Source organism: Achromobacter sp. ACM01, from assembly GCF_014851745.1.
Classification (GTDB): domain Bacteria; phylum Pseudomonadota; class Gammaproteobacteria; order Burkholderiales; family Burkholderiaceae_B; genus Achromobacter; species Achromobacter aegrifaciens.
On the sequence record NZ_JACVAF010000001.1, the window covers coordinates 300,861 to 313,759 of the forward strand.

The window sequence follows — 12,899 nt, forward strand, 5'->3', positions numbered from 1 at the left end:
TGGCGTCCAACCGATCAAGCTGCGGAAACGAAAGGATCTTATGCATATGTACGTCCCGGGTTCAGGGCTGCGACGCAAGGCAGCCCTGACCATGGTGGTTCTTGCCACGTTGACTCTCGCGGGGTGCCAGCTGCCCCGTTCCGGCCCGATGCTGAGCGAAATGACGGGCGCGCACGATGACAAGGACGTCATCGTGATGCCCGTCTCTCGCGAACTGGTGCAGGCCAGCCGGGTGCCCGATGTGGCCGATTTTCCCGTGCGCTACCGCGATCTCACGCAGGCCGGATTCGACCGCCTGGTTCCCGGCGACGGCATCAATGTGAAGGTTTGGGAGCGCGGCGGGCTGGGCGTGTTCGCGGCGGACCCCTCCGGCGTGAGCGACCTGGGCAACCAGGAGATCGACCCGGCAGGGAACGTGACGTTTCCCATCCTCGGCAAGTTCCACGCCGCCAACATGACTCTGGCGCAGCTGCATGATGCCGTCGTCGCTCGTCTGGCCAGGCTGGTTGTCGGCGCCGACGTGAGCGTGACGCGCGCCGCAGACGCGCGCGGCCAGATGGTGACGGTGCAGGGCAACCTGACCAAGCCCGGCATGTATCCCATCACCCAGACCTCGCAGCGCCTGAGCAGCGCGCTGGCCCAGGCCGCGCCGGTGCAGACGAACCCCGAACAGCTCGTCATCAGCCTGCGCCGCGACAACCAGGTGGCGTCGGTGCGGCTGTCGGATATCTACCGCAACCAGAACAACGACATCCTGCTGCGCGCGGGCGATGTCATCACCGCCTATGACTCGAAGGAGTACCTGACCGTGCTGGGCGCGGCCGGCACCCAGGGGCGCGTGGCCATCAGCAAGCGCAACTACAGCGTGCTGGATGCGCTGGCGGATTCCCGCGGCCTGGACGACAAGCTGGCGGACCCGCGTTCCGTGTTCCTGTTCACGCCTGCGAAGGCCGGCGCCGAGGGCAAGCCGGATCTGCTGCCGGTGGTCTATCAGTTCGATCTAACGCGTCCGGAGCAAGTGGCGCTGGCGCGCGAATTCACCGTGCAGGAAGGCCAGGCCATCTATATCTCGGATGCGCCGTTCACGCAGGTGCAGAAGGTGTTGTCCGCGTTCCGCGTCACGATGAGCGCCGGCTTCAGCGCCACGCGCGCCATTGACAGCGACTCGGGCGGCTCGTCCGGCATAAGCCAATAGCGTGTCGATGAGTAACGAGGACAGGATCAAGGGCTGGCGTTCGCGCCGTAAGGACAGTAGCTACGCAGTAGGAGCCGGCGTCGCGGCATGGCGCCTGGATCCGGCGGCATTGTTTGAAGCAAAGGCCACGCCGGCCGTCCTGCTCAAGCCCCTGGTCGCGCGCCTGCAGGGCGAGCCGCACGACTCCGTGGCTGCCCGGCGGGCGGTGTACGAGGCGGTGCAGGCGGAGCTGGACGCGGAGATCGCGCGCAGCAACGTCGATGAGACGCTGGCGGATTTTTCGCGCCGGCGCCTGCGCGTCATCGTGCGCCTGCTGGAAATGGATATCCGCGACGGCGTCGAAGTGTTCGCGCCCGGCTACATGCCAGCCAAGCTGGTGGCGGAAGACGAGCGGCTGGCCGCGGCGCATGCGCGCCGCGTGGATCGCCGCAAGCAGGACGAGGCGCGCGAAGCGCGCCGCCACGCCTCGCGCAACGACATTGCGCTGGAAGTCGAAGTGCCGCAGGACGAGGCCGGCGATCTCGCGATACTGCGGGCCCGCTTGCAGGACCTGCATGAAGGACATGATCCGAGCCATTCCGTGAAGGTCCGGCCGGTCGGCCGCACGCTGCTGGCGATGTTCATCTACCAGCTGCGCGTGATGCATGGCGAGAGCCGGATCGCCCTGGTATGGGCGCTGGTGGGCCCGGTCGTGCTGTTGACGCTGATTTCGTCGCTGTACATCCTGATGGGCACGCACTACATCATGGGCATGGACGTGCAGACGTTCTCGCTGCTGGGCGCGACGACCTGGATCATGTTCCGGCAGATCGCCTTCCGGAGCAGCACGGCCTACGTATCTGCCCGCGGTTTGCTGAACTTCCAGGGCGTTACTCCCTTGATGTGCGCGCTGGTGCAGGCGTTCATCTATGTGTCGGTATATCTGGTGGTGTTCCTGGTGCTGATCAGCGCGGGCCATGCGCTGGAACTCGTGACGCTGCCGAAAAGCTGGTCCGGTTTTCTGCTTTTCGTCGTATTGATGGGATGCTTCGGGGCTGCGCTGGGCGTGTTGTTCGGATCGATCGCGACCTACTGGCATTTCTTTCTCAGGCTCGCGCCGATCATTGAACGGTTTCTGCAGATCTTCGCGGCCGTGTTCTTTGTTTCGGAACAGTTGCCGGAGAACCTGCGGCCCTGGATGCTGTGGCTGCCTTTGGCGCACGGCATGCAGCTGCTGCGTTCCGCGTATTTCGAGGCTTACGCCTCGCACGATGCGAGCTTGGGATACTTCCTGACCTCGTTGGTTTTCTTGATGGTGCTTGCGTTGGCGGCCGAGCGGCTGGCCCGTTCCAACGTCCAGCCGATGTGAGGGAAGTGGATGATCCATTTCAATGGCGTCACTGACGAGCCCTATGCATTCGGAAGCAGGCAAGCGCTGCTTTCCAATGTCGATCTCGATATTCCGGTCGGGCGCTATGCGCTGCTGTCGCCCGCGCCGGAATTGCATCGCCAGATCGTCGATGTGCTGTGCGGCCTGCGGCCGCCGCGCCAGGGCTTCGTCAAGCACGATGGCAACGTGTCCTGGGCGATAGGCCGCCAGGGATTCATCCGCGGCAAGGCCAACGGCCTGAGCATGATCGACTTCGTCAGCGAGATGTACGAGATCGACGCGGATGCCACGCATGAACTGGTCGCGGACCTGGTCAGCGATCCCAGGACCCTGGCCAAGCCCATGGAGCATTGGCCGCTCTACGCGCGGCAGGAGTTTTCCTTCGCGCTGGCGCTGGCGCCGGCGTTCGATGTCTACGTGATCGAAGGGGCCATCCCTTTCGAGCCTTGCCGTTTCACCCGCCTGTGGCTGGCTCTGTTCGAAGAGCGCCTGGTCGGCCGGACACTCATTCTTTCCAGTTACCGCCAGAATCAGTTGGCGGACTATTGCTTCAAGGGTTTGATTTATGAACGAAGCGCACTCAGCATCGAAGACGACCTCGACCAGTGCATCCGCAGGTTCCCCCCGCGACGATCAAGGAGCGAATCCGGCACAGGCGACGACGTCCTCGGAGGCGGCTTCGATGAGGGCGGAATCGGCCTCTGAGGGCAGGTCCGAAATCGAACGCCGCCGCCGCGAGCGGCAATCGGCGCTGCGAGAGCGGCGCCGTCACCGCTGGATCAACACGCTCATCGTGCTGGCGCCGGTCGCGTGCGCCCTGGCGTATCTGCTGCTCTTCGCCACGCCCCGCTACGAGGCGGAATCGCGCTTTTTCGTGCAGTCGGCCTCCGGGCAGCAAGGCGGCGGGGGGGCTGCGGCCAGCCTGCTGACCACGGGCAACGCGGGCGGCATGCTCGGCGGCTTCGTGGATGGCTGGGCGGTCGCCGATTTCCTCAAGTCGCGCGATGCCATGCAGCAGCTCGACAAGAAGGTCGGCCTGCGCCAGTACCTGATCCGCGCGGGCATGGACCCTGTGAATCATCTTGCAGAGGACTCAAGCGAGGACGATCTCTATCGCGCCTACCAGGCCTCGGTAAAGGTCTCCTTCAACGCGCTGGAACAGATCGACGTGCTGCGCGTGAGCGCGTTTTCCTCTGAGGATGCCGCGCTGCTGTCCCGGGCGTTGATCGAGCTGGCCGAGAGCTTCGTCAGCTCGATGAACGAGAAAGGCGTCGCCGACAAGCTGAAAGTGAGCGAGGAGGCGGTCAAGCTCGCGGAGCAGAAGGCGCTGGCCGCCCGGGAAACGCTGACAGCATGGCGGACCACGCACGGCAATATCGATCCCACGGCCACGGTGACGATGCTGCTGAACCTGTCCAGCCAGCTCGAAGGGGAGCTCAACACCGCGCAGATCAATCTCGACAAGATCCGCGCGTTGGGCAACAAGGACCATTTCATGCTGCGGCCCGCCGAGATGCAGGTGGCTTCCCTGAAGAAGCGGATCGCGGCCGTGCGCCAGCGCCTGAGCGGCGCGGGCAATACGGAAGCGAAGCAGCTCAAGTCCTATGAAGCGCTGCGCAACGCCCAGGCGTTCGCGGATTCGAACCTGACCCTGGCGCAGCAGACCTACCAGCAGGCCATGACGGACACGCTGCGGCTGCAACGCTACCTGTCCATCATCGCGCAGCCAGTACCCACGGACCGCCCGAGCAGTCCGCGTACCGGAATCCTGCTGCTGCAGGCGCTGGCGCTGGGCTTTGTGCTGATGTTCATCGCTCGGGTGGCGTTGGCGTTGTTGAGGGGATTGCGTCATGGTTGATACGGCAATTGCGGATCGTCCCGCCGGCACTGATGCCACGGCACGCTTGCGTGACGTGATCAAGCAGATTCATTCCGCGGCCGAGCCGCTGAACGATATGCCCATGCTGGAGCCGGCGCTGCGCGAGGCCGCGGACGGTTGGCGCGACGCCCGCCGCTTGCTGGTTTCGCCCCTGGTGCGGGAAGGCAAGCTAGGCGCCGCGATCGCCGCGCTGGAGATCATGGTCGCGGTCTATCCCGCGCGCGCCGACGAGCGCCGCCTGCTCGCCAGCCTGTTCGGACGCACCGAGCAATGGGACCGCGCCATCGCCGAGGCGGACGCCGCCGCCGGCATCGAACCCGGCGCGGCGGCGCTGCATGCGGCGCGCATCCAGTTGCGGGTCCAGGCCGGCCGTGTGGCCGAGGCTGCCGAGGTCGCACGCGCGACCCGGAACCTGGCGGAAAACGAACCCGGCGAAGCCTACCCTTGGCTGATGGCTTTCGTGCGCAACGGCGATACGGTCGAGGCGGCCGGCATGGCTGCCGCCTTGGACCCGCGAGAACTGCCCAACGAGCGCGTGGCGACGATGGCGGTGCGCGCCTTGCTGGATGACGGCAGGGTGGAGGCGGCGATCCGCTTTGGCGGCGCAGCCCTGGACGCGGGCCACGACTGCGCGGTCCTGCGCTCGTCCCTGGGCCTGGCGCATCTGCGGCGCGGCAACGAGAATGACCGCAAGGTGCATGCGCTGGCGCACTTCGAGGCCGGCCTGAGCGCGGCGCCCACGGATGTCAGGCTGCTGACGTTGCATGGCGAGACCCTGCTGCGCGCCGGACGTTACAAGGAAGCCCTGACGCCGTTGAAGCAGGCCATCGACCTGGCGCCAGACCTGGAACAGACGCGGGCTTTCTACGCACGCGCGCTGCGCTACACGCTGCAGTACGACGCGGCGGCCGACCAGATGATGCATCTGCTGGAGAAGTCGCCCGAAAAGCAGCTCTGGCAGCGCGCGGCCATCAGCGCGCTGTCGCAGGCGGGGCGCAAGCAGGAGGCCGAGGCGCTCTTTGGACAGTACGTGGCGCAACGCGGCCAGCGGCTGCCGGCGACCTTCGACGAGGCCATGGCGCAGCTGGAGGAACGGCTGCACACCGCCCCGATCCCGCAGGCGCGCCTGGACTGGGCCTGGTCGATGCGCGGCGACACCAGTATCGACCGCGCGCAATGGGAGCGCCGTGCGCGCTGGGGCCACCTGGTGGACCACCTGCTGTTCGACTGGCTCGAATGCCGCGAGGAGAGCGTCGAAGAAGCCATGCAGGTGTTGGGAGAGCTGGATACCGGCGAACGCTTCTTTGCGCCGCTGCTGGCGGGGGGCAAGGGCGTGGTGGTGGCCACCGCGCACGTCGGTCCCATGTACGCCGGGTTGATGGCGCTGGAACTGGTGGGCATTCCGTCGCGTTGGCTGGCGACCGCGCCCAGCATCGCGCAGAGCAGCTACTCCGCAGCCCTGATCTCCACTGCCGACCAGACCGAGGCGCAGGTCGCCAAGGCCTGCATGCGCGCGTTGACTTCGGGCTATGTGCTATGCCTGGCGATAGACGGGGCGGCCAATCCGGCGGCGCCACGGACCACCTTCGAAGGACAGGACGTGACGTACTCCGGCTTCGCGGCCCACCTCGCGCATCGCATGGGCGTGCCCTCGGTGTTCTACGCACCGCGCTGGGAGAACGGTCGCGTCGCCTATACGCTGGAGATGTTGCCCGCGCCCAAGCCTGGCGAGGACGCCGAGGCGTATTCCCTGCGTTGGCAGCAGGCCTATTTCGAACGGCTCAGGGAGCATCTTGCCGGTCCTCCGGAAAACCTGCGCCTGAGCGGCGGCATCTGGCGCCACGTCACGGCCGCGGACAAGTCCGCGCAGCAATAGGAGCGAATGCCGATGAAGGCTGCAATCAAGACCGCGCGCTGGCTGCTTGTCCTGGCCATGTCGTACGGCGGGGCTGCGGCCGCCGCCGACGCATGCAAAAGTCCGGACGAGCATTGTCCGTCCGTCGCCGCGCTGCTGCAGCAGCGCGAGGGCTACGGCGCCCAGGCCACGGGCGGCCTGGGCGGAAAGTTCATCGACGTTACGTCCGATCAGGACTCGGGTCCCGGAACGCTGCGCGCCGCGCTCGCGCAGGCAAAGAAGGGACCCACCTGGATACGCTTCGCCTCCGACATGACCATTGTCCTGGATAAGCAGCTGCGCGTGCCGTCCAACACGACCATCGACGGGCGCGGCAAGCGCGTGACCCTGATCGACGACGGATTGGGCGTATATGGCAGCAAGAACGTCATCCTCACGCACCTGACCATAGACGGACGCTTGTCGCGGCTGACGCAAGCGGTGAACGTGGCCAACAACAGCCGCGACGTATGGGTGGACCACATGGATCTGTCGCGGATGTCGGACCGGCTGCTGAACGTGAAGAACGGTTCGACCGATGTGACGATCTCATGGACCAAGTTCCACAATTCCAACAAGGTCATGTTGCTCAACAACATCACCTCGAAGAACCTTTACGCAAACTACGACCGCGATTCGATCGCGCGCGTGACGCTGCACCATAACTACTTCCTCAACACCGTGCAGCGCAATCCGCGCGGGCAATTCGGCACCTTCCATCTCTTCAACAATCTGTTGGAAGACTGGGATTTCTACGGCATGAGTTTCAGCCTGGAGGCCAAGGCGCTGGTCGAAGGCAACATCTTCAAGAACTCCACGCAACGCAAATGCGTGGAGCCCGAGTTCTTCCCGACGGTGGAAGGCATCAACGTGAACTACTGCCACTACATTCCCATCGCCGCCAAGCGCAGCGCGCTGGAAAACGGCGAATCGGACCGCGGCGCCTATGAAACGCGGAAGGACGAACACGGCTATACGCGGGACTACAAGGCCTTCCTGCGCCTGAAGGACAATCTGTACCTGGGCGATGCGAAGCCGGTGTTGCAGGACTACCGGCCCGAGGCTGCGCCGACGCCGCCCTATTGCTACGGCTACGAAAAGCCTACGACGGAGCTGGCGGAGAAGATCCGCAAGTACGCGGGGAATACGGGCGGCGATACGCCGTTGCCGGTGTCCAGGATCGGGACGGGTTGCGGGGGATCAGCAGGCCGGTAGTCGCACGGTTCGCAGAAGCGGAGCCGGACCATGCGAGTTGAAGCCTGGCGTTATCGGTGAAATACAGCCTATGATTTGTTTTTAAGAAATACAAATCATAGGCTGTAAAAGAACCACAAATCACATTGTGTATTTCAGGTTTACAGCCTAGACTTTGTATATCTGAAATACAGCTTGGGATTTGTATTATGGATTTCACCGTACGCACCGCGACACAATTGCCGGCCCTGCTCCAGGGGTTCCGCAAAGAGGCCGGCTTGACCCAGGCGGCCACGGCCTTGCGCCTTGGGGTCACACAACAGACCTTGTCCGCCCTGGAGCGCAATGCCGACAAGGTCAGCGCAGACCGGCTGCTGCAGCTGTTGAGCATCCTGGGGGTCGAAATGGTATTGCGCCAGCAAGGGGCGCAGCCGGGACCCGAAACAACATCCGAACCCAGCTGGTAAAGCCATGGGGCGACGCTCACACACGCAGGTCCTGGGCCTATGGATGAATGGCACCTATGTCGGAGAGTGGAGCAATCGACCCCACGCCGGCGAGGTCCTGCAGTACGACAAGGACTGGGTCGCCTCCGCGCCGGGCAGGCCCTTGTCGCTGTCCCTGCCCTTCACGCCGGGCAATGGCCCGCATCGGGGCGACGTCGTCCGCGCATACTTCGAAAACCTGCTGCCCGACAGCAAGGAAATCCGCGAACGGGTTGCGCGCCGGTTTCGGGCAGGCTCGACCGACGCGTTCGCCTTGCTTGCCGAGATCGGCCGCGATTGCGCGGGCGCCTTGCAGATCCTGCCTGCGGGAACAGCGCCTGCCGACGTGACGTCGGTGCAAGCCTCGCCCTTGAACGATGCCCAGGTTGCGCAGCTGTTGCGCAGCGTTCTGGCGCCGGCGCCTCTCGGCGGCCTGGCCATCGCTGAGGATGATTTCCGCATTTCCATCGCAGGTGCGCAAGAGAAGACCGCCTTGCTGCGGATGGACGGGCAATGGTGCTTGCCCCAAGGCGCCACGCCGACGACTCACATCCTCAAGTTGCCGTTGGGGCTGGTCGGCAATATGAAGTTCGACCTGAGCGAATCGGTGGAAAACGAATGGCTGTGCTCGGAGATCCTGGCTGCCTACGGCATGCCCGTGGCGCGCACGGAAGTACTCAGCTTCGAAGACGTGAAGGTGCTCGCCGTCGAACGTTTCGACCGCCGCTGGCAGGACGCCGAAAACGGAAAGCGTAGTCTCATCCGCCTGCCGCAGGAAGACATGTGCCAGGCCACCGGCACCCCGCCGCACCTGAAGTACGAGGCGGACGGCGGACCCGGCATCGACCGCATCATGAGTCTGCTCGAAACCTCGCGCCACGCAGAGCAAGACCGGCGGACGTTTTTCCAGGCCCAGGTCCTGTTCTGGATGCTGTGCGCAACGGACGGCCACGCGAAGAACTTCAGCCTGTTCCTGCGGCCTGGCGGGGCCTACGAACTTACGCCGCTATACGACGTGCTGTCCGCTTATCCGATCCTGGGCGAAGGGCCAGGCAAACTGTCGCCCGTCCGCGCGAAGATGGCGATGGCGGTGCGTTCGAAGAACCCGCATTGGCGCATGCGCGACATCCAGCGGCGCCACTGGCTGACGGTGGGCGCGCGACATGGCGTCGTGACGCCGGACGGCCAGGGAGTCCAGTTCGTCGTGGACGATCTGATCGCGCGCACGCCCGAGGCGGTGCGCATGGTCCGCGCCAGATTGCCGCCCGGATTTCCGCAGGCGGTGGCAGACGGCATACTCGGCGGCTTGCAGGCGGCGGCGGACAGGCTCGCCGCGTAGCTTTGCCGCGTGCGTAGAGGCTACTGCAATTCATCGCTCGTTGAGTACATACCGCCCCGGCGTTTCCCCCGTCATCTGGCGGAAGTACGCAATGAACGCGCTGTCGCTGGAAAAGCCCAGATCGAACGCCACTGCGGTCACGCTCTGGCCCGCAACCAGCAGATCCACGGCGCGCAGCAGGCGCCAGAGCTGCCGCCAGGCCTGATAGCTCATGCCGGTCTCACGCTGGAAGATGCGTGTAATGGTGCGCGCGCTCGCGCCGACGCGTTGCGACAGGGCTTCCAGTTCGGGCGGCAGTTCCTCCAGGTCCAGACCGGCCAGGCGGCGGTCCGTGGGCACGGGCAGCAGCATGGGTTCCCGTCTTGCCGCGCGCAATTCGTCCATGCAGACGGCCAGCAGGTTGCGCGGCGCGCCCTGGGACCAGTCGGTGTCGAAGGGTTCCAGGCTGATGCGCTCGAAGACCTCGCGCAATAGCGGCGTCATCGAGAGTATGGCGGCGGCGGCCGCCGGCGCCGCGACACGCGCCAGGTCCAGATAGATCGAGCGGTACTCGACTTCGCCGCGGATCAGGACGCGGTGTTCGGTTCCTGGCGGTATCCACGCCACGCGGATCGGAGGCAGCACCGCGATCAACCCCGGCATTGCGAGGCGTATGGAGCCCGCATGGGCAAACAGCAGCTGGCCCCGGCCGTGGCTATGCGGGCCGGAATCGTGCCGTATCAGGCGCGACGCGATGCCCGTCACCGGCTGGGCCATGGCGTCGGGGTTGAATGCGTCGGTGGGTGCAAGCCTGGCCATTTGTCCGAGTTCCGATGTTTATTGTCTTCCTGGCTACAACGGCGACGGCAGCGCCCGGCTAAAAAACGGGCTCTACGTTTACCGATACCGCCATGTTCCGCCGTCCGCCTCTTGTGCTCGTTATCCTGCTGCTGAGTTTTCCGCAGATCGTCGAGACGATGTACAGCCCCGCCTTGCCGCTGATCGCCGCCACCTATCAAGCCACGCCCGAGGACGCGGCGCAGACGCTGTCGCTGTGGTTCGTGGCCTTTGCCTTTGGCGTGGTGGTCTGGGGGCGTCTGTGCGATTTCCGGGGCCGCCGACCGGCGCTGCTGGCAGGACTGGCGCTATACGCGCTGGGTGCGGGCTGGGCCATGGCGGCGGGTGATTTCACGCAGTTGCTCGCGGCCAGATTGATCTGCGCCTTCGGCGCGGCCGCGGGCTCAATCGTAACGCAGACGGCGCTGCGGGATAGCTATCAGGGTCCGACGTTGGCCCGCGTCTTCTCGATTCTGGGAATGGCGTTGGCCGCGAGCCCTGCCGTCGGCATGTATGCCGGTCAAGAGATCGCGGCGGCCGGCGGGGTCCAGGGCGTTTTCCTCGCGCTTGTCCTGCTCGCGGTGGCGCTGCTGGGGGCCAGCGCGTTGCGCTGGCCGGAAACTCGGCCTCTGCCGCACACGGCGGCGCCCTTCTGGCCGACGCTGCGCGCCATGCTGCAAGACCGGGCGATCTGGCGCAGCGCGACGCTGATCGCCATTTTCAACCTGGCGATCTTCGGCTATTACCAGCTGGGTCCTTTTCTTTTCGCCCGCTCGCAGGAGGCCTGGTTGGGTTTCGGTGAAAGCGGCCTGGCGCTGGCCGCGGCATCGCTGTGCGGCGCAGCCCTCAACACGGCGTTGCTGCGGCGGGGGGTAGCGTCCGAACGCCTCGTCCTGCTGGGTATCGGTCTGATGGCGCTAGGTGCGGCGCTGGTCGCCGCGCTTATCGGGAGTTCCGCGTTTCTCATCGGAATGGCCTTGATCGCGGCGGCCTACGCGATCGCGATTCCCAACGTCTTGGCGCATGCACTATGCGCCTATGTGCATGTCGCGGGGACTGCTGGCGCGATCCTGAGCCTGGTCTATTACAACCTGCTTGGAGTTGGGCTGGTCCTTGCCGGACGAGGGCAAAGGCTGGATGTGTTGCTGGGCGGGTGTGCGGCGCTTGCAGCGATCGCGTATGTGACGAAGACGCGGCAAGTCGAAGGTCGGTGACAGGACCGCTGCCATTGATGCATCCGGTCCCGTTCGAGCGAGGGTGCCTGGCTTTCAGCTGAGATGCACCGACGACGCGATCCCCTGGTCCGCCATCTTCGAGTACGGGCAGATCGATTCCGTCTCGTGGACCAACGCCAGGGCGACGTCCTTGGGCAGCCCGGGCAAGGAAATCTCCAGCCTGGCCTTGATGCAGAACAGGCCGTCGAAGGCTTCGCGCGCGAAAGTCGTGGTGCAGTGGATGGCGAAATCCGCCGGCAGCGGGACGCGGTTCTTCGTGGCGACCAGCTTCATGGCGCCATGAAAGCATGCGGCAAAGCCGGCTGCGAATAATTGCTCGGGATTGGTGCCGCCGCCATTGCCGCCCAACTCCTTGGGCAGCCTGAGTTCGAGTTCCAGTTCGCCGTCGTTGGAGACCGCTCTGCCGGACGATCTGCCGTGTCCGGAGGCGCCGCCGGTTACGGAGACGGTGGTCGTGTACAGGGGCAGGTCCTCTGCGCCGGCATAGGGCTCCAGGAGCGAAACAGAGGGCGCGGACGGGGCTTTCATGGGAACTCCTCAAGTGCGGATAAGCGGTTGGTTTTTTTCCGCGGCAACTATAGAGTTGTCCCCAACAGGCGCAAAGACAGAATTTCTGTTCTGACTGGCATCTTTTCTTGTACCGTCGACGCCAGCTTCCTAGGCGCTCTTCTTGACATTGGCAAGCCGGTGCAACTCGTCCACATCAAGGATGGCCAGCCCGCCATAGTAGGTTTCCAGCACGCCCGCGCGGGCGAGTCGCGCAAGCGCTGCATTGCAGCGTTGCCGCGAAATGCCGCACAGGCCGGCGATTTCTTCCTGGGAGACCTTCAGCCGCCCATTGGTGCCGGAATGCCTTTCCGCGTTGAACTGCGCGGCGACCGCGCGCGCCACCGTCGTGTCGACGTCGAGCAGCACGTTGGACGTGAAGCTGCTCATCAGCCAGTCCACGCGCTGCGCGAGATGCATCATCAGCGCCTTGGTGAATTCGATGTTGTTGTTCCAGAGCCGTTCACAGGTCTCGCGCGGCAATATCACGATCTGGCTGGGCCGCAGCGCAACCACCTCGTACTCGAACCGCTCGCGACGGATCATGGTGGCTTCACCGAACCAGCTGCCGGTGCTGAAGCCGGCCAGGGACAGGGACTTGCCGTCCGCGCCGGGCGAGGACCATTTCACCAGGCCTTGCACCACGCCGTACCATCCTGGCGAACGGCTGCCCGCGCGGAACAGGAACTCGCCCGCGGCCAGGGTCACCACGCGCAATTCGGCGCGGATCAGGTCGCGTTCGAGTTCCGGCAGGCCCTTGTACCAAGGGACGACGTCAAGCATCTTGTCCACCGCGCCTTGCGCGCGCCGCCGCCGTGCGCTCAAGGGTTCGTCGCCGGCGTCGGCAAGCCGTTCGCCCATGTGTGCCTCCTTCGTAGCCGTTGTGGCGCCGCTCAGGTAAACCCTAGGGCGCTTTGTCACCATGATGACTGTCCGCGGTCTGGGGC

12 protein-coding genes are annotated in these 12,899 nt (G+C 65.1%); 9 read left to right on the forward strand and 3 right to left on the reverse strand.

What is annotated here, in order from left to right; all coding sequences use genetic code 11:
- Positions 1–40: 40 nt before the first annotated feature.
- The 8 genes from IB268_RS01440 to IB268_RS01475 all read left to right on the forward strand — a co-directional run bounded on the left by IB268_RS01440 (position 41) and on the right by IB268_RS01475 (position 9,355).
- On the forward strand, positions 41–1,195 hold the full coding sequence (locus IB268_RS01440; protein WP_054455416.1) for a polysaccharide biosynthesis/export family protein: 1,155 nt from the start codon (positions 41–43) through the stop codon (positions 1,193–1,195).
- A gap of 7 nt (positions 1,196–1,202) precedes the next feature.
- Positions 1,203–2,543, forward strand: coding sequence for a sugar ABC transporter permease (locus IB268_RS01445; RefSeq protein WP_192353717.1), 1,341 nt, complete (start codon positions 1,203–1,205; stop codon positions 2,541–2,543).
- A 9-nt stretch (positions 2,544–2,552) separates the two neighbouring features.
- Positions 2,553–3,269, forward strand: a complete 717-nt coding sequence (locus IB268_RS01450) for an ATPase (protein ID WP_054455412.1) — start codon at positions 2,553–2,555, stop codon at positions 3,267–3,269.
- Entirely contained in the window at positions 3,247–4,422 is a 1,176-nt protein-coding gene (locus IB268_RS01455) for a sugar ABC transporter (protein WP_119449878.1), read from the forward strand. The genes IB268_RS01450 and IB268_RS01455 overlap by 23 nt, the downstream gene beginning before the upstream one ends.
- Positions 4,415–6,319 carry a Vi polysaccharide transport protein VexE gene (locus IB268_RS01460; protein ID WP_192353718.1) on the forward strand — a complete coding sequence of 635 codons (1,905 nt, stop codon included), beginning with the start codon at positions 4,415–4,417 and terminating at the stop codon, positions 6,317–6,319. The genes IB268_RS01455 and IB268_RS01460 overlap by 8 nt, the downstream gene beginning before the upstream one ends.
- Positions 6,320–6,331: 12 nt before the next feature.
- Positions 6,332–7,552 carry a polysaccharide lyase family 1 protein gene (locus IB268_RS01465; RefSeq protein WP_054455409.1) on the forward strand — a complete coding sequence of 407 codons (1,221 nt, stop codon included), beginning with the start codon at positions 6,332–6,334 and terminating at the stop codon, positions 7,550–7,552.
- Between the two features lie 185 nt (positions 7,553–7,737).
- Complete coding sequence (locus tag IB268_RS01470) at positions 7,738–7,998, forward strand: helix-turn-helix domain-containing protein (protein ID WP_054455917.1); 261 nt, start codon at positions 7,738–7,740, stop codon at positions 7,996–7,998.
- A gap of 4 nt (positions 7,999–8,002) precedes the next feature.
- Positions 8,003–9,355 (forward strand): type II toxin-antitoxin system HipA family toxin, encoded by a 1,353-nt coding sequence (locus tag IB268_RS01475; RefSeq protein WP_175180368.1) that lies wholly within the window; start codon positions 8,003–8,005, stop codon positions 9,353–9,355.
- A gap of 30 nt (positions 9,356–9,385) precedes the next feature.
- Here the strand turns inward: IB268_RS01475 and IB268_RS01480 are convergent, their stop codons facing one another.
- Positions 9,386–10,153, reverse strand: a complete 768-nt coding sequence (locus IB268_RS01480) for a helix-turn-helix transcriptional regulator (protein ID WP_119449881.1) — start codon at positions 10,151–10,153, stop codon at positions 9,386–9,388.
- Positions 10,154–10,245: 92 nt separating this feature from the next.
- On the opposite strand from IB268_RS01480, the gene IB268_RS01485 reads away from it, so the two are divergent.
- On the forward strand, positions 10,246–11,385 hold the full coding sequence (locus tag IB268_RS01485; RefSeq protein WP_054455402.1) for an MFS transporter: 1,140 nt from the start codon (positions 10,246–10,248) through the stop codon (positions 11,383–11,385).
- A gap of 54 nt (positions 11,386–11,439) precedes the next feature.
- On the opposite strand, the gene IB268_RS01490 is transcribed toward IB268_RS01485, so the two are convergent.
- The gene (locus IB268_RS01490) at positions 11,440–11,934 is read right to left on the reverse strand and encodes an Ohr family peroxiredoxin (protein ID WP_054455400.1); all 495 of its coding nucleotides are present in this window, start codon (positions 11,932–11,934) and stop codon (positions 11,440–11,442) included.
- Between the two features lie 129 nt (positions 11,935–12,063).
- Entirely contained in the window at positions 12,064–12,813 is a 750-nt protein-coding gene (locus IB268_RS01495; protein WP_225588860.1) for a Crp/Fnr family transcriptional regulator, read from the reverse strand.
- Between the last annotated feature and the right edge of the window lie 86 nt (positions 12,814–12,899).

What these genes read in the sequence shown, in the direction of transcription:
- IB268_RS01490 (WP_054455400.1), bottom strand. Translation starts at nt 11,934, where the DNA reads ATGAAAGCCCCGTCCGCGCCCTCTGTTTCGCTCCTGGAGCCCTATGCC.
- IB268_RS01440 (WP_054455416.1), top strand. Translation starts at nt 41, where the DNA reads ATGCATATGTACGTCCCGGGTTCAGGGCTGCGACGCAAGGCAGCCCTG.
- IB268_RS01485 (WP_054455402.1), top strand. Translation starts at nt 10,246, where the DNA reads ATGTTCCGCCGTCCGCCTCTTGTGCTCGTTATCCTGCTGCTGAGTTTT.
- IB268_RS01450 (WP_054455412.1), top strand. Translation starts at nt 2,553, where the DNA reads ATGATCCATTTCAATGGCGTCACTGACGAGCCCTATGCATTCGGAAGC.
- IB268_RS01455 (WP_119449878.1), top strand. Translation starts at nt 3,247, where the DNA reads ATGAGGGCGGAATCGGCCTCTGAGGGCAGGTCCGAAATCGAACGCCGC.
- IB268_RS01445 (WP_192353717.1), top strand. Translation starts at nt 1,203, where the DNA reads ATGAGTAACGAGGACAGGATCAAGGGCTGGCGTTCGCGCCGTAAGGAC.
- IB268_RS01460 (WP_192353718.1), top strand. Translation starts at nt 4,415, where the DNA reads ATGGTTGATACGGCAATTGCGGATCGTCCCGCCGGCACTGATGCCACG.
- IB268_RS01475 (WP_175180368.1), top strand. Translation starts at nt 8,003, where the DNA reads ATGGGGCGACGCTCACACACGCAGGTCCTGGGCCTATGGATGAATGGC.
- IB268_RS01495 (WP_225588860.1), bottom strand. Translation starts at nt 12,813, where the DNA reads ATGGGCGAACGGCTTGCCGACGCCGGCGACGAACCCTTGAGCGCACGG.
- IB268_RS01480 (WP_119449881.1), bottom strand. Translation starts at nt 10,153, where the DNA reads ATGGCCAGGCTTGCACCCACCGACGCATTCAACCCCGACGCCATGGCC.
- IB268_RS01465 (WP_054455409.1), top strand. Translation starts at nt 6,332, where the DNA reads ATGAAGGCTGCAATCAAGACCGCGCGCTGGCTGCTTGTCCTGGCCATG.